General features: G+C 62.8%; 15 protein-coding genes. 13 read left to right on the top strand and 2 right to left on the bottom strand.

Annotation, left to right across the window (positions count from 1 at the left end; genetic code table 11):
* Positions 1–5 precede the first annotated feature (5 nt).
* Positions 6–596, top strand: coding sequence for an LON peptidase substrate-binding domain-containing protein (locus Q7F16_RS26810; protein ID WP_014340384.1), 591 nt, complete (start codon positions 6–8; stop codon positions 594–596).
* A gap of 153 nt (positions 597–749) precedes the next feature.
* On the opposite strand, the gene Q7F16_RS26815 is transcribed toward Q7F16_RS26810, so the two are convergent.
* On the bottom strand, positions 750–2066 hold the full coding sequence (locus Q7F16_RS26815; RefSeq protein ID WP_409557339.1) for a bifunctional DedA family/phosphatase PAP2 family protein: 1317 nt from the start codon (positions 2064–2066) through the stop codon (positions 750–752).
* A 177-nt stretch (positions 2067–2243) separates the two neighbouring features.
* The gene (locus Q7F16_RS26820; protein ID WP_053189917.1) at positions 2244–2921 is read right to left on the bottom strand and encodes a DNA-3-methyladenine glycosylase; all 678 of its coding nucleotides are present in this window, start codon (positions 2919–2921) and stop codon (positions 2244–2246) included.
* Between the two features lie 196 nt (positions 2922–3117).
* On the opposite strand from Q7F16_RS26820, the gene Q7F16_RS26825 reads away from it, so the two are divergent.
* From Q7F16_RS26825 to lipA, 12 genes are all read left to right on the top strand, one after another.
* Positions 3118–4389: a glutamate-5-semialdehyde dehydrogenase gene (locus tag Q7F16_RS26825; RefSeq protein ID WP_046065506.1), complete on the top strand. Its 1272-nt coding sequence runs from the start codon at positions 3118–3120 to the stop codon at positions 4387–4389.
* Between the two features lies 1 nt (position 4390).
* The gene (nadD, locus tag Q7F16_RS26830; RefSeq protein ID WP_014340380.1) at positions 4391–5077 is read left to right on the top strand and encodes a nicotinate-nucleotide adenylyltransferase; all 687 of its coding nucleotides are present in this window, start codon (positions 4391–4393) and stop codon (positions 5075–5077) included.
* A 71-nt stretch (positions 5078–5148) separates the two neighbouring features.
* Complete coding sequence (gene rsfS / locus Q7F16_RS26835; protein ID WP_003205895.1) at positions 5149–5643, top strand: ribosome silencing factor; 495 nt, start codon at positions 5149–5151, stop codon at positions 5641–5643.
* Positions 5644–5652: 9 nt separating this feature from the next.
* Complete coding sequence (gene rlmH, locus Q7F16_RS26840) at positions 5653–6120, top strand: 23S rRNA (pseudouridine(1915)-N(3))-methyltransferase RlmH (protein WP_003185785.1); 468 nt, start codon at positions 5653–5655, stop codon at positions 6118–6120.
* Between the two features lie 9 nt (positions 6121–6129).
* Entirely contained in the window at positions 6130–8025 is a 1896-nt protein-coding gene (gene mrdA / locus Q7F16_RS26845; RefSeq protein WP_079302733.1) for a penicillin-binding protein 2, read from the top strand.
* Between the two features lie 31 nt (positions 8026–8056).
* Positions 8057–9160: a rod shape-determining protein RodA gene (gene rodA / locus Q7F16_RS26850; RefSeq protein WP_044059329.1), complete on the top strand. Its 1104-nt coding sequence runs from the start codon at positions 8057–8059 to the stop codon at positions 9158–9160.
* Between the two features lie 17 nt (positions 9161–9177).
* The gene (gene mltB / locus Q7F16_RS26855; RefSeq protein ID WP_014340376.1) at positions 9178–10188 is read left to right on the top strand and encodes a lytic murein transglycosylase B; all 1011 of its coding nucleotides are present in this window, start codon (positions 9178–9180) and stop codon (positions 10186–10188) included.
* Positions 10188–11213, top strand: a complete 1026-nt coding sequence (locus Q7F16_RS26860) for a septal ring lytic transglycosylase RlpA family protein (RefSeq protein ID WP_024619121.1) — start codon at positions 10188–10190, stop codon at positions 11211–11213. Before mltB ends, Q7F16_RS26860 begins: the two co-directional genes overlap by 1 nt.
* A gap of 167 nt (positions 11214–11380) precedes the next feature.
* The gene (locus Q7F16_RS26865) at positions 11381–12538 is read left to right on the top strand and encodes a D-alanyl-D-alanine carboxypeptidase family protein (protein WP_014340374.1); all 1158 of its coding nucleotides are present in this window, start codon (positions 11381–11383) and stop codon (positions 12536–12538) included.
* Between the two features lie 81 nt (positions 12539–12619).
* The gene (locus Q7F16_RS26870; protein ID WP_003185772.1) at positions 12620–12895 is read left to right on the top strand and encodes a DUF493 domain-containing protein; all 276 of its coding nucleotides are present in this window, start codon (positions 12620–12622) and stop codon (positions 12893–12895) included.
* Positions 12895–13542, top strand: coding sequence for a lipoyl(octanoyl) transferase LipB (gene lipB, locus Q7F16_RS26875; RefSeq protein WP_095963499.1), 648 nt, complete (start codon positions 12895–12897; stop codon positions 13540–13542). The genes Q7F16_RS26870 and lipB overlap by 1 nt, the downstream gene beginning before the upstream one ends.
* 1 nt (position 13543) lies before the next feature.
* Entirely contained in the window at positions 13544–14566 is a 1023-nt protein-coding gene (gene lipA, locus Q7F16_RS26880) for a lipoyl synthase (RefSeq protein WP_014340371.1), read from the top strand.
* Positions 14567–15179 lie beyond the last annotated feature (613 nt).

The following is a 15179-nucleotide window of genomic DNA, read 5'->3' on the forward strand; positions in this document are numbered from 1 at the left end:
TGGTTATGAGCTTGCCGCTTTTCCCGTTGAACACTGTGCTGTTCCCCGGTTGCATCCTCGATTTGCAGATTTTCGAGGCGCGCTACCTCGACATGATCGGGCGCTGCATGAAAAAGGGCGAAGGCTTCGGCGTGGTGTGCATCCTCGATGGCGAGGAAGTCGGCATCGCGCCTGAAGGTTACGCGCGGGTCGGTTGTGAGGCGCGCATCACCGATTTCTCCCAGCAGGACAATGGCCTGCTGGGCATTCGCGTGCAGGGCGGGCGGCGCTTTATCGTCCATGGCAGCAGCGTCCAGGCGGATCAACTGACGGTCGCTGAGGTCGAGTGGCTGGAAGAAGAGCCGGAGCAACCGCTGCAAGAGGAAGACGCCGACCTGGTGGCGCTGCTCAAGGCCCTGGCCGAGCACCCGATGGTCGAGGCCCTGAACATGGGTACCGAAGCGACCGGCCAGCAATCGCTGGCCAATCAACTGGCCTACCTGCTGCCGTTCAATGAGCTGGACAAGATCGACCTGCTGCAACTCGACGACCCGCAACAGCGCCTGGATGCGATCCAGGCGTTGCTCGATGAGTTGCAGGGCGAGCTCTTCGCCTGACACCACTCATATCCACCGAACAACACCGACCCCTGTGGGAGCGGGCTTGCTCGCGAAGGCGGTGGATCAGTTAACACATGTGTTGGATGACACTCCGCTTTCGCGAGCAAGCCCGCTCCCACAGTGGATCTCCAGTGCCCACAGATAGTGTGTTCAATAGGCATACCGCAACATCGCATGCGGCAAGTGCCGCAGGGCGAAGAAACTGAACACCGCCACCAGCGCCGGCAGGACCAGCCACCAGACTTTTGGCGGCATGGCCGGCAGCGGGGTCTGGCGCTGGCTCAACCACAGGGCGGCGGCACAGACGCTGGCGGCGAGCATCGCCCCGGCGACGATGTCGCTCGGCCAATGCGCGCCCAGGTAGACCCGCGACAGGGCGATGGCCAGCGCCGGCAAGCAGCCCAGCAACAGCCAGGTCAGGCGCAGGCGTGGCGGTTGGCCGCGGCCGGCCAGGACGGCGAGGGTCAGGAACAGCGCGAATGCCCCGGAGGAGTGGCCGCTGGGCATGCTGTAGCTGGTCAGCGGGTCGCTGAGGATTTCCGGGCGCACACGGGCAAAGAAGTGTTTGAAGCCGGTATTGGCCAGGGCGGTGATCAGCATCGTGCCCCCGGCAAAAATTGCCTGGCGCCATTGCCGTGCCAACAGCAGTAACCCGGTCACCAGGCTGCAGACAATCAACATGTAGCGGAATTCGCCGATCAGCGTGAAGGTCACGGCGATTTCATCCAGCGTCGCGCTGCGGTGCTCCTGGACCAGGGCCATCAAGCCCTGGTCGAACGCCGTCAGGTAACGAAAGCCGATGAACAGGCCGATCAGGATCACCAGGCCCAGGCCTGCGATCAGTGCCGTGGCATGGCGATGGCGGCGCATGCTGCTGTTGACGCTTAGCCCGATCATCACCGCGATGCTGCCGATGACCACGCCGGCCTGTGGCCAGAAACCTTCGGGCAGTGGCAGGCGAAACGCCGCCCCGGTGGCCCAGCCCGGCAACAGGTACGCCACCGTCCAGCCCGCCGCAGCCAACACGCTGACGGCGGCGAAGCGCGGGAACGGCATGTCGCACATCCCGGCCACCATCGGCAACATCGGCCGTAGCGGGCCGATAAAACGGCCCACCAGCAGGCTGGCGATGCCGTAGCGCTGGAAATAACTTTCCGCAGCGCTCATCCATTCCGGGTGGTGCCGCAGCCCCGGCAGGCGCCGGATGTTCTGGTGGAAATGCCGGCCCAGGAAATACGACACCAGGTCCCCGAGCAGCCCGCCAAGCAGGCCCAGCAGCAACGTCTCGCCCAAGGACAACGCGCCGCTGCCGGCCAGCACGGCAATCGCAAACAACAGCACCGTACCCGGCACGATCAGGCCGGCAATGGCCAGGCACTCCACGCAGGCAACGATGAACACCGCCACCGCCAGCCATTGCGGGTTGACGGTCAACCAGCCAGTGATGCTATCGAGCCATGGGCCCATAAATACAACTCCATTGAATAGTGATGGGCATGCATTTTTTACTGTGGGGAGAACTTGTGGGAGCAAAGCTTGCTCGCGACAAACGATGACGCGACCTTACTGTTGATCCGTGTCGCCTGCATCGCGGGCAAGCCTTGCTCCCACAAGCCTGCTCCCACAGCGGGATGCGGTATTTCATCAGGGCAACAAAAAATAATCACGCCCTTCGACCTGCCCGCGCCGCAAAGGGTTTCGGGTACACCACGGGGCGTAGGCGGCGTCGACGAAACGGTAGGGCAGGTGCTCGTCCCGGCCCTGGGGAATGCCCAGGCGGGTGGTCTGGATCGCATTGACCGTCGGCACCCCGACATCTTCCACCAGCAAGCGCTCGGGGTCGAAGCGTTTGGCGTCCCAGTCCGGCACTTTCAGCCCCAGGGCTTTGCACAGCAAGGTCTGGCCGGCACAGAGTTTTTGCGGTGTGCGCGGCCGGCCTTGGGCGTCGGGGTTGTTGAGCAGCATCTGCGCCAGGCTCGCCGGCCCGCAAAGGGCATCGACCCACGGGTACGCCGATTTGATCAGCACCGCATTGCCGGGGCCTTGGGCGCTGAAGTTCAACGAATCGCCGCCCCGGGCGTAGTACATATAGATGTGCCCGCCATCCAGAAACAAAGCCTTACGTTTTTCTGTGTAGCCCAGCGAGGCGTGGCTACCCTTTTCGGCGAAGTAATACGCCTCGGTCTCGATGATCCGCGCGCTGAGCCACAACTCACCCACCTTGTGGCGGATGACTTTGCCCAGCAGGTCCTTGGCAAGCACCTGGGCGTCGCGATCGAAAAAGGCGTGGGGCAGGGCGTTGGGCGATGGCAGATCGGTCATGGCGTTAAACGAAATGAGGCCAAAGGAAGCGCGATGATAGCAATGGAAAGCTTAATCACCGCTGAACAGTCGCTTCAACCGGCTGTTTACACCTGTTTTGCTCCTCCGCCGGTCACCACTGTGAGTCCATGCTGTTAGTCGAGGGTTACGACAGCTATAATCTGCCGCTTTCCTCATCGCCAAGACCACACAGACCATGACTGAGTCCGTTCTTGACTACATGACCCGCCTGGGTCGCGCCGCTCGTGCAGCGTCGCGCATCATCGGCCGGGCCAGCACCGCGCAGAAAAACCGCGCCCTGCAGGCCGCCGCCAATGCGCTGGACGCTGCACGCGCCGAGTTGTCCGCTGCCAACGAACTGGACCTGGCCGCCGGCCGGGCCAATGGTCTGGAACCGGCCATGCTCGAGCGCCTGGCGCTGACCCCTGCACGCATCGACGGCATGATCGTCGGCTTGCGCCAGGTCGCGGCCCTGCCGGACCCGGTCGGGGCGATCCGCGACATGAGCTACCGCCCGTCGGGCATCCAGGTCGGCAAGATGCGCGTGCCCCTGGGCGTGGTCGGGATCATCTACGAGTCGCGGCCGAACGTGACCATCGACGCCGCGAGCCTGTGCCTGAAGTCGGGTAACGCGACCATCCTGCGGGGTGGCTCCGAGGCCATCCATTCCAACCGCGCCATTGCCGCCTGCATCCAGCGCGGCCTGGCCGAGGCCGATCTGCCGGCGGCCGTGGTGCAAGTGGTGGAAACCACTGACCGCGCCGCAGTCGGCGCGCTGATCACCATGCCCGAGTTCGTCGATGTCATCGTGCCGCGTGGCGGCAAGGGCCTGATCGAACGGGTCAGTCGTGACGCCCGCGTGCCGGTGATCAAGCACCTGGACGGCATCTGCCACGTCTACGTCAGCGCCCACGCCGAATTGCCGAAGGCCCAGCGCATCGCCTTCAACGCCAAGACCTACCGCTACGGTATCTGCGGCGCGATGGAAACCCTGCTGGTGGACCAGGCCGTGTCCAAGGACTTCCTGCCGTCGATGGCTGCCCAGTTCCGCGAAAAAGGCGTCGAGCTGCGTGGTTGCGAGCGCACCCGGGCGATCATCGAGGCCGTTGCGGCCACGCAAGAAGACTGGGACACCGAATACCTGGCGCCGATCCTGTCGATCCGTGTGGTCGACGGGCTGGAGGAGGCCATCGAGCACATCAACCGCCACGGCTCGCACCACACCGACTCCATTGTCAGTGAAAACCTGGGTGAAACCCGGCGCTTCGTGGCCGAAGTGGATTCGGCGTCGGTGATGATCAACACCCCGACCTGCTTCGCCGATGGCTTTGAATACGGATTGGGTGCCGAGATCGGCATTTCTACTGATAAGCTGCACGCCCGCGGCCCGGTGGGCCTCGAAGGCCTGACCTGCGAGAAGTACATCGTGGTCGGTGACGGCCAGTTGCGCGGACAGGAGCCGGTCTGACTTGGGCGATCTCGACCCGCCAGCTGCTGTGACGACGACAACCCCGCCCCGGCGCATTGGCATCCTGGGCGGCACGTTCGACCCGGTGCACATCGGCCATTTGCGCGGTGCGCTGGAAGTCGCCGACGCCTTGGCCCTCGATGAGCTACGCCTGACGCCCAGCGCCCGGCCACCTCACCGGGATACGCCGCAGGTGTCGGCGCAGGACCGCCTGGCGATGGTCGAGTGCGCGGTGGCCGGTGTGGCGCCGCTGGTGGTGGACGCCCGCGAATTGCAGCGGGACAAACCGTCCTACACCATTGATACCCTGGAGCTGATGCGCGCCGAACTGGCCGCTGATGCCCAGGTTTTTCTGCTTCTGGGCTGGGACGCATTTTGCGGCCTGCCCACTTGGCATCGCTGGGAAGAGTTGCTCCAGCATTGCCACATCCTGGTGTTGCAACGCCCGGATGCCGACAGCGAGCCGCCGGATGCCTTGCGCAACCTGCTGGCGGCCCGCTCGGTGAGCGACCCGCTGGCCCTGAAAGGGCCGAGCGGACAGATTGCATTCGTCTGGCAGACGCCGCTCGCGGTATCCGCCACCCAGATCCGTCAACTGCTGGCCAGCGGTAAGTCGGTACGTTTCCTGGTGCCCGACGCGGTCCTGGCCTACATCGATGCGCACGGGCTTTACCGTGCGTCGAACTGAAAAAGGTGTGCTTCAAGGCACGTGAATGCGTGTAGCGAAGCGCCCGAACATACGAGCAAAACGAGTTTTATATGACTGACAAAGACGTAAACAAAGTAAAGCGCAAAGGCACGTTCAAAAGCGCCCCGCTGCCGGTAGAGGCCCACACCGGCGTCGTACTGGCCGGTGAAGAACTGGTCAAGGTGGCCGTGGCGGCCCTGGAAGACGTCAAGGCCCAGGACATCCAGGTGATCGACGTTCGTGAAAAGCAGAGCATCACGGACTACATGATCATCGCCACCGGTACCTCCAACCGCCAGATCGGCGCGATGCTGGACAAGGTCCGCGAAGCGGTCAAGGCCCAGGGCGTCAAGCCGCTGGGTGAAGAAGGCAAGGGTGACAGCGACTGGGTACTGCTGGATATGGACGACGTCATCGTGCACATGATGACTGCCTCGGCGCGCCAGTTCTACGACCTGGAGCGCCTGTGGGCCGGTGCCGAGCAGAGCCGTTCGGCCAGCGCTGCGCACCACAGCCCGGAAAACCCCCATGAGCACTTCACCAAGCTCAACAAAGACCAGCAATAAGGGACCGCTGTGCGACTGCGCCTGATCGCCGTCGGTTCTCGCATGCCCAAGTGGGTGGAAGAAGGCTGGCATGAATATGCCAAGCGTCTTCCGTCCGAGCTGGCCCTGGAACTGGTGGAAATTCCGCTCAATACCCGTGGCAAGAACGCCGACGTGGCGCGCTTCATCCGCCAGGAAGGCGAAGCCATGCTGGCCAAGGTCGGGCCGAACGAGCGCATTGTCACCCTCGAAGTCCACGGCAAGCCCTGGAGTACCGAGCAACTGGCGGTGGAGCTCGATCGCTGGCGGCTGGACTCGCGCACGGTCAATTTCATGGTCGGTGGCCCGGAAGGGCTGGCGCCGGAAGTCTGTGCCCGGGCCGATCAGCGCTGGTCGTTGTCGCCGTTGACGTTGCCGCACCCGCTGGTGCGGATCCTGATCGGCGAACAGCTGTATCGTGCCTGGACAGTCCTGTCCGGGCACCCTTACCACAAGTAATCCTGCCCCATGCCCCAGCCGATCCGCATCAAGGACCACGAAAAAGACGCCCGCCTGGTGCGGGGCCGCGTCGTGTTCGGTGCTATTGCGGTGGTGGCGCTGATCGGCGTGCTGATTGCGCGCTTGTATTTCCTCCAGGTGATCCAGTACGAGTACCACTCGACCCTGTCGGAAAACAACCGGGTGCACGTGCAGCCGATTCCGCCGACCCGCGGCTTGATCTTCGACCGCAATGGCGTGGTGGTAGCGGATAACCGGCCCAGCTTCAGCCTGAGCATGACCCGCGAGCGCTCCGGCGACTGGCAGCAAGTGCTCGACGTGATTGTCGAAGTGCTGCAGCTGACGCCCGAGGACCGGGCGATCTTCGAGAAGCGCATGCGCCAGGGCCGACGTCCGTTCGAGCCGGTGCCGATCCTGTTCGAGCTGACCGAAGAGCAGATCGCCCTGATCGCCGTGAACCAGTTCCGCCTGCCAGGCGTCGAGGTGGTGGCGCAGTTGGTGCGGCATTACCCCCAGGGGCCGCACTTTGCCCACTCGGTTGGCTACATGGGACGGATCAACGAGAAAGAGCTCAAGACCCTCGATCCGGTCAATTACAGCGGCACCCACCATATCGGCAAGACCGGTATCGAGCGCTTCTACGAGCCCGAGCTGCATGGCCAGGTGGGTTACGAGGAAGTCGAGACCAACGCCCGCGGCCGCGTGTTGCGGGTGCTCAAGCGCACCGACCCGATCCCCGGCAAGGACATCGTCCTGAGCCTGGACATCAAGCTGCAAGAGGCCGCCGAAGCGGCGCTGGGCGGGCGGCGCGGCGCAGTGGTGGCGCTGGACCCGAACACCGGCGAGGTGCTGGCGATGGTCAGCCAGCCGAGTTTCGACCCGAACCTGTTCGTCACCGGCATCAGCTTCAAGGCCTACGCCGAGTTGCGCGACTCCATCGACCGGCCGCTGTTCAACCGCGTGCTGCGCGGCCTCTATCCGCCAGGTTCGACCATCAAGCCAGCCGTGGCGATTGCCGGGCTGGACGCCGGCGTGGTGACCGCTGGGAGCCGGGTCTATGACCCGGGTTATTACCAACTGCCGAACTACGACCACAAGTACCGCAACTGGAACCGCACCGGCGACGGTTATGTGGACCTGGAAACGGCCATCATGCGTTCCAACGACACCTACTTCTACGACCTGGCCCACAAGCTGGGGATCGATCGGTTGTCGTCCTACATGAACAAGTTCGGTCTCGGCCAGAAAGTCTCCCTGGACATGTTCGAAGAATCGCCCGGCCTGATGCCATCCCGGGAATGGAAGCGCGCGACCCGGCGCCAGGCGTGGTTCCCCGGCGAAACCCTGATCCTGGGGATCGGCCAGGGCTACATGCAGGCCACGCCCTTGCAGCTGGCCCAGGCCACGGCGCTGGTGGCCAGCAAGGGCAAGTGGTATCGCCCGCACCTGGCCAAGACCATCGAGGGTCAGAAGCCGGTGGACCCGGACCCGATGCCGGACATCATCCTGCGCAATCCGTCGGACTGGCAGAAGGTCAACAACGGTATGCAGGCGGTGATGCACGGCGCCCGAGGCACCGCTCGCAAGGCGGCCATCGGCGCGCAGTACCGCATTGCCGGCAAGAGCGGTACGGCCCAGGTCGTCGCCATCAAGCAGGGCGAGAAGTATGACCGCTCCAAGGTCCAGGAGCGCCACCGCGACCACGCCTTGTTCGTTGGCTTCGCGCCGGCCGAAAACCCGAAGATTGTCGTGGCGGTGATGGTCGAGAACGGTGAGTCCGGTTCCGGCGTCGCCGCGCCGGTGGTGCGCCAGATCATGGATGCCTGGTTGCTGGATGAGCACGGCCAGCTCAAGCCTGAATACGCAAGCCCCATCACTGCGGAGGCTACGGCCCGTGAAGAATAATTTCGACCGGATCCTCTCCAGCGAAGACGTGATGCGCCGCCGTGCCACCTTGTTGCAGCGCATGCACATCGATGGCCCGTTGCTGATTCTGCTGCTGACCCTGGCCGCGGGCAGCCTGTTCGTGCTGTATTCGGCCAGCGGCAAGAACTGGGACCTGCTGGCCAAGCAGGCCACCTCGTTCGGCATCGGCCTGGTGTCGATGATCGTCATCGCCCAGCTCGAGCCGCGATTCATGGCGCGCTGGGTGCCACTGGCCTATGTGGTGGGGGTCTGCTTGCTGGTGGTGGTGGACGTGATGGGCCACAACGCCATGGGCGCCACCCGCTGGATCAACATTCCCGGGGTGATCCGCTTCCAGCCATCGGAGTTCCTCAAGATCATCATGCCGGCGACCATCGCCTGGTACCTGGCCAAGCGTTCCCTGCCGCCGCAGCTCAAGCATGTGTGCATCAGCCTGTTGCTGATCGGCATCCCGTTCATCCTGATCGTCCGCCAGCCCGACCTTGGCACCTCGCTGCTGATCCTGGCCGGCGGTGCCTTCGTGCTGTTCATGGGCGGGCTGCGCTGGCGCTGGATCCTCAGCGTGATCGCCGCCGCCGTGCCGGTATCGGTGGCCATGTGGTACTTCGTGATGCACGACTACCAGAAGCAGCGGGTACTGACCTTCCTCGACCCGGAGAGCGATCCTCTGGGCACTGGCTGGAACATCATCCAGTCCAAGGCCGCCATCGGTTCTGGCGGGGTGTTCGGCAAGGGCTGGCTGATGGGCACCCAGTCGCACCTGGACTTTTTGCCGGAAAGCCACACCGACTTCATCATCGCCGTGATGGGCGAGGAGTTCGGCCTGGTGGGCATTTGCGTACTGCTGCTGATCTATTTGCTGCTGATTGGCCGGGGGCTGGTGATTACCGCCCAGGCCCAGACGTTGTTCGGTAAATTGCTCGCGGGCAGCCTGACCATGACGTTTTTTGTTTATGTTTTCGTCAACATCGGTATGGTCAGTGGCCTGTTGCCGGTCGTGGGGGTGCCGTTGCCATTCATTAGCTACGGAGGAACTTCGCTGGTGACACTACTGTCAGCGTTTGGGGTTTTGATGTCGATTCATACGCATCGCAAGTGGATCGCGCAGGTTTGAATAAGGTGAAGAGTTCAATGCAAGCAATGCGTGGCTGGTCGACGCGATATGCGCCGTGGATCGGTCTGGTCGGCTTCCTGGGCGGTGCGCCGCATGCCCTGGCTGGCGAATACGAAGGCTCGCCACAGGTGGCCGAGTTCGTCGGTGAGATGACCCGCGACTACGGTTTTGCCGGTGAGCAGTTGATGGGGGTGTTTCGCGAGGCCGAGCGCAAGCAGTCGATCCTTGACGCCATCTCCCGGCCCGCCGAGCGGGTCAAGCAGTGGCGCGAGTACCGGCCGATGTTCATCACCGAGGCGCGTATCGCCCGGGGCGTGGACTTCTGGCGCCAGCATGAGGCGGCCCTGGCCCGTGCCGAGCAGGAATACGGCGTGCCGGCCCAGTTCATTGTGTCGATCATTGGCGTCGAGACCTTCTTTGGCCGCAATACCGGGAATTTCCGGGTGATCGACGCGCTGTCGACCCTGGGCTTCGATTACCCGCCGCGTGCCGAGTTCTTCCGCAAGGAGCTGCGCGAGTTCCTGCTGCTGGCCCGCGAAGAGCAGGTCGATCCGCTGACCCTCAAGGGCTCCTACGCTGGGGCCATGGGCCTGCCGCAATTCATGCCCAGCAGTTTCCGCGCCTATGCGGTGGACTTCGACGGCGATGGCCACATCAATATCTGGACCAACCCGACCGATGCCATCGGCAGTGTCGCCAGCTATTTCAAGCGTCATGGCTGGGAAGCCGGCCAGCCGGTGGTCAGCCGTGCCGACGTGCGTGGCGAGCAAGTGGACGAAGGCCTGACCGAGGGCATCGAGCCGACGAAAACCGTCGGGGAGTTGCGGGCGTTGGGCTGGTCGAGTCATGATGCGCTGCGTGACGACATGCCGGTCACCGCGATGCGCCTGGAAGGCGAACAAGGCCCCGAATATTGGATGGGCCTGAAGAATTTCTACGCGATTACGCGTTATAACCGCAGCGTGATGTACGCCATGGCCGTATATCAACTGTCTGAAGAGCTGGTCAAAGCACGGGGCGTCAAATAATGCGGGCATTGCCTACCTATCTACCCCTGAAAGCCAAGCCCCTCAAGCTCGTGGCGTTGGCCGCGCTGTCGCTGTTGGTCGTCAGTTGTTCGACCAGCCGCGCGCCGGCCCAGAAAAGCTCCACCGCTGTGCGCGCGACGCCGGGCCTGGACATCAACCGGGCCCACAAGGACGGCGCACCGTGGTGGGACGTGGACGTCTCGCGCATTCCCGACGCCACGCCGACCCTGCACACCGGCCCGTACAAGGCCAACCCGTACACGGTGCTGGGCAAGACCTATTTCCCGATGGCCGAGTCCAAGCGCTATGTGGCCTCGGGCACGGCGTCCTGGTACGGCACCAAGTTCCACGGCCAGAACACCGCCAATGGCGAGGTGTATGACCTGTATGGCATGAGCGCGGCGCACAAGACCCTGCCGCTGCCCAGCTATGTGCGGGTGACCAACCTGGACAACAACAAGACCGTGATCCTGCGGGTCAATGACCGTGGGCCGTTCTATTCCGATCGCATCATCGACTTGTCGTATGCGGCGGCGAAAAAGCTCGGTTACGCTGAAACCGGCACCGCCCGGGTCAAGGTCGAAGGCATCGACCCGCAAGAATGGTGGGCCCAACGCGGCCGTCCGGCGCCTTTGATGCTCAACGAGCCGAAAGTGGCGCAAAATGCCGCGCCAACCGTGACGGCGTCCACCGGCACGGTCGAGCAGTGGACACCACCGCCGCAGCAACACGCCGCGGCCGTGCTGCCGGTACAGATCGATGCAAAAAAAAACGCTTCTGCAACAGCGTCTGGCCAGTTTCTGCAAGTGGGCGCGTTCGCCAACCCGGACGCTGCCGAGCTGCTGAGGTCGAAGCTCAGCTCGATGGTGAGCGCTCCGGTGTTCATCAGCTCGATCGTGCGCAACCAGCAGACACTGCATCGGGTGCGCCTGGGGCCGATCGGTTCTCCGGGTGAAGTCCAGCAAGTGCAGAACAGTGTGCGCCTGGCCAATCTCGGTTCGCCGAGCCTGGTCACCGCCGAGTAATTGATTGAGGCCCGCTTGCGGTTGGAGCGGGTCAGGTTGTTGGCTCCATGCATAACAAAAGCCCGGCAAGGGTAGTGAGTGAGCAACTTAAATACGCGGTGGCCCGTTAAGAGGCTGCCTGTTTAGTTTTGCCTTCGGGCAGTTCCATTAGCGATTTCGAGAGACGGATGAACATCACCACCTTTGCCAAACGCCTTTGCCTGCTAGTCCCGCTGCTTCTCTCACCCGCCGCGTTCGCGGTCGAGATGATGCCGGCGCCTCCTCAATTGGCCGCCAAATCCTTTGTGCTCATGGATGCCAGCAGCGGCGAGGTCCTGGTAGAGAACAACGGTGACCAGCGCCTGCCACCGGCCAGCCTGACCAAGCTGATGACCGCCTACATCGCCACCCTGGAAATCCGTCGCGGCCAGATCGGTGAAAACGATCCAGTGACCGTCAGCGAAAACGCCTGGCGCACCGGCGGTTCGCGGATGTTCATCAAGGTCGGTTCGCAAGTGACCGTCAGCGACCTGTTGCACGGCATCATCATTCAGTCCGGCAACGACGCCAGCGTCGCCCTGGCCGAGCACATCGCCGGCAGCGAAGATGCGTTCGCCGACATGATGAACAAAACCGTGGCCGACCTGGGCATGACCAACAGCCACTTCATGAACCCCACCGGCCTGCCGAACCCGGAGCACTACTCGTCGGCTCACGACATGGCGATCCTGGCCCGGGCAATCATTCATGAAGACCCGGCGCACTACGCCATCTACTCCCAGAAGGAATTCTTCTGGAACGGCATCAAGCAGCCTAACCGCAACCTGCTGCTGTGGCGCGACAAGACCGTCGATGGCCTGAAGACCGGCCACACCGACGAAGCCGGCTACTGCATGGTGTCTTCGGCTGTGCGTGACGGCATGCGCCTGATCGCCGTCGTCTTCGGCACCAGCAGCGAAGTGGCCCGTGCCGCCGAGACCCAGAAGCTGTTGACCTACGGTTTCCGCTTCTTCGAAACCCAGACCTTCTACCAGAAGGGCACCGAACTGGCCCAGGCCCAGGTCTGGAAAGGCTCGACCAATCAGGTCAAGGCCGGCCTGGCCCAGGACCTGACCATGACCTTGCCCAAAGGCCAGCTCAAGAAGCTCGCTGCCAGCATGACCATGAACCCGCAATTGACCGCTCCCATCGCCAAGGGCGACGTGATCGGTAAAGTCGAAGTCAAGCTGGACGAAAAAGTGGTGCACAGCGCTGACCTGATCGCTCTGGACGCGGTCGAGGAAGGTGGTATCTTCCGCCGCATCTGGGATAGCATCCGTCTATTCTTCTACGGCTTGTTCAACTGATTGAAGTGTTGACCTGCATGGCCCCGTTCCCATCCGGAGCGGGGCCATGTGCGTTACCACGGCTTACGAGGCCGTTACCCCATGACAGACTCTGAAGTAAAAGCGCCAAAGATCGAATTCCCCTGCGCGGATTATCCGATCAAGGTCATCGGCGACACCGGTGTCGGTTTCAAGGACAGGATCATCGCGATCCTTGAAAAACATGCCACCGTTGACCACAAGACCCTGGCCGAGCGCCAGAGTACCAACGGCAAGTACACGACGATCCAGTTGCACATCATTGCCACCGGCCAGGAACAGCTCTACGACATCAACAGCGAGCTGCGCGCGACCGGTTTCGTGCACATGGTGTTGTGATGCCGGGCACGCTGGGCTTTCGCGAGCTGGGCACGATGGCTTACGAGCCGGTCTGGCATGCCATGCAACGCTTCACGAACGAACGCGGCAACACCGCCGACGATGAAGTCTGGCTGGTGGAACACCCACCGGTGTTCACCCAGGGCCAGGCCGGCAAGGCCGAGCACCTGTTGCTGCCGGGGGATATCCCGGTGGTGAAGGTCGACCGGGGCGGGCAGGTGACCTACCATGGCCCTGGCCAATTGGTCGCCTACCTGTTGCTGGATGTGCGCAAGCTGGGGTTTGGCGTGCGCGAGCTGGTCACCCGCATGGAGACATGCCTGATCGAGCTGCTGGCCAGCTACGGTGTGACGGCGGCGGCCAAGCCGGATGCGCCGGGCGTCTATGTCGACGGGGCGAAAATCGCCTCCTTGGGATTGCGAATCCGCCACGGCTGTTCGTTTCATGGCCTGGCGCTGAACGTGGACATGGACCTTGCGCCATTTCGACGGATTAATCCCTGTGGCTACGCGGGACTGGCGATGACCCAGTTGAGCGAGCATGCAGGATCGATTGAATTTGCCGAGGTAAGTGCCCGGCTGCGCGCGCAGCTCGTCAAACACCTCGACTATGCTGAGCAGACGACCCTCACGGGCGGAATCGACTGATATGACTACTGATGCAGTGCAAACCATGATCCCGACGCTGGACGTCACCGAGCGTCCGGCCCCGCGTGCCAAGGTAGAGGCCGGCGTCAAGCTGCGCGGCGCCGAGAAGGTTGCACGCATCCCGGTCAAGATCATCCCGACCACCGAATTGCCGAAGAAACCCGACTGGATCCGTGTACGCATCCCGGTGTCCCCGGAAGTCGACCGGATCAAGGCCCTGCTGCGCAAGCACAAGCTGCACAGCGTCTGCGAAGAAGCCTCCTGCCCGAACCTGGGCGAGTGCTTCTCCGGCGGTACCGCCACGTTCATGATCATGGGCGACATCTGCACCCGTCGTTGCCCGTTCTGTGACGTCGGCCACGGCCGGCCGAAGCCGCTGGACACCAACGAGCCGGAAAGCCTGGCCATCGCCATCGCCGACCTGAAACTCAAGTACGTGGTCATCACCTCGGTGGACCGCGACGACCTGCGTGACGGCGGTGCCCAGCACTTTGCCGACTGCATCCGCGAGATCCGCAAGCTGTCGCCGAACGTCCAGCTGGAAACCCTGGTGCCCGATTACCGTGGCCGCATGGACATCGCCCTGGAAATCACCGCCGCCGAGCCACCGGATGTGTTCAACCACAACCTGGAAACCGTGCCGCGCCTGTACAAGGCCGCGCGTCCGGGTTCGGATTACCAGTGGTCGTTGACCTTGCTGCAACGCTTCAAGCAGATGATGCCGCACATTCCGACCAAGTCTGGCTTGATGCTGGGCCTGGGTGAGACCGATGAGGAAGTCATCGAGGTCATGAAGCGCATGCGTGAGCATGACATCGATATGCTGACCTTGGGCCAGTACCTGCAGCCTTCGCGTAGTCACCTGCCGGTGCAGCGTTTTGTGCATCCGGATACCTTTGCCTGGTTTGCTGAGGAAGGGTACAAGATGGGCTTCAAGAACGTGGCTTCGGGGCCGTTGGTGCGGTCTTCGTATCATGCGGATGAGCAGGCTAAGTTGGTCAAGGCTGAGCTTCTCGGGTCCTGATTTTTTAGCGTTGGTTTTTGGGGTGGTGTGTATATCCGTTTTTGTGTAATGGCGGCTTATGGTTCCGCCCTTACGGCGGGTCACTTTTGAAGAGCCCGGAAGCCGGCCCAGTCAAAAGTAACCAAAACGCTTTTGCCCCACCACTCGGTGCCTCGCCTAGGCTCGGCATGCCTGAACGAAGGCATCGCTCCGTGGGCCGCCGCGAAGGGCCATCCATGGCCCAGCGCGGCTAACCCGGCATCCATGCCGGGTTGCCCACTGCGCAATACCTTCGTTCAGCCATCGTGGTTAACGGGGCGCCCCAGATCAAAAGCCAAAGCGAGGCGGCCTTAGAGCCGACCTGGTTCTTGGTGAGACCGCGTTTCTCCTGTGGGAGCGGGCTTGCTCGCGAAAGCGGTGTGTCAGTTTGCGGTAATGTGTGCCGACCTCATCGCGAGCAAGCTCGCTCCCACAAGGTTCTGCGGTGTACATGAGTTTTGTGGCTGCTGAAGATCCAATGTGGGAGCGAGCTTGCTCGCGATAGCGGTGGTGCAGCTACATAAATGCTGGATGTGCCGCGCTTTGGCTTTGCTTTGCTTTGCTTTGCTTTGGCTTTTGATCTTGGGCGCCCCGT

Source organism: Pseudomonas sp. Lb2C2, assembly GCF_052112205.1.
Taxonomy (GTDB): Bacteria; Pseudomonadota; Gammaproteobacteria; order Pseudomonadales; family Pseudomonadaceae; genus Aquipseudomonas; species Aquipseudomonas kilonensis.

Bases quoted from the DNA above. Each gene is read 5' to 3' on its own strand.
- Q7F16_RS26815 (WP_409557339.1), bottom strand. From the start codon at position 2,066: ATGGGCCCATGGCTCGATAGCATCACTGGCTGGTTGACCGTCAACCCG.
- rodA (WP_044059329.1), top strand. From the start codon at position 8,057: ATGCGCCGCCGTGCCACCTTGTTGCAGCGCATGCACATCGATGGCCCG.
- lipB (WP_095963499.1), top strand. From the start codon at position 12,895: ATGCCGGGCACGCTGGGCTTTCGCGAGCTGGGCACGATGGCTTACGAG.
- Q7F16_RS26870 (WP_003185772.1), top strand. From the start codon at position 12,620: ATGACAGACTCTGAAGTAAAAGCGCCAAAGATCGAATTCCCCTGCGCG.
- lipA (WP_014340371.1), top strand. From the start codon at position 13,544: ATGACTACTGATGCAGTGCAAACCATGATCCCGACGCTGGACGTCACC.
- Q7F16_RS26825 (WP_046065506.1), top strand. From the start codon at position 3,118: ATGACTGAGTCCGTTCTTGACTACATGACCCGCCTGGGTCGCGCCGCT.
- rsfS (WP_003205895.1), top strand. From the start codon at position 5,149: ATGACTGACAAAGACGTAAACAAAGTAAAGCGCAAAGGCACGTTCAAA.
- Q7F16_RS26810 (WP_014340384.1), top strand. From the start codon at position 6: ATGAGCTTGCCGCTTTTCCCGTTGAACACTGTGCTGTTCCCCGGTTGC.
- Q7F16_RS26860 (WP_024619121.1), top strand. From the start codon at position 10,188: ATGCGGGCATTGCCTACCTATCTACCCCTGAAAGCCAAGCCCCTCAAG.
- mrdA (WP_079302733.1), top strand. From the start codon at position 6,130: ATGCCCCAGCCGATCCGCATCAAGGACCACGAAAAAGACGCCCGCCTG.
- Q7F16_RS26820 (WP_053189917.1), bottom strand. From the start codon at position 2,921: ATGACCGATCTGCCATCGCCCAACGCCCTGCCCCACGCCTTTTTCGAT.
- mltB (WP_014340376.1), top strand. From the start codon at position 9,178: ATGCAAGCAATGCGTGGCTGGTCGACGCGATATGCGCCGTGGATCGGT.
- Q7F16_RS26865 (WP_014340374.1), top strand. From the start codon at position 11,381: ATGAACATCACCACCTTTGCCAAACGCCTTTGCCTGCTAGTCCCGCTG.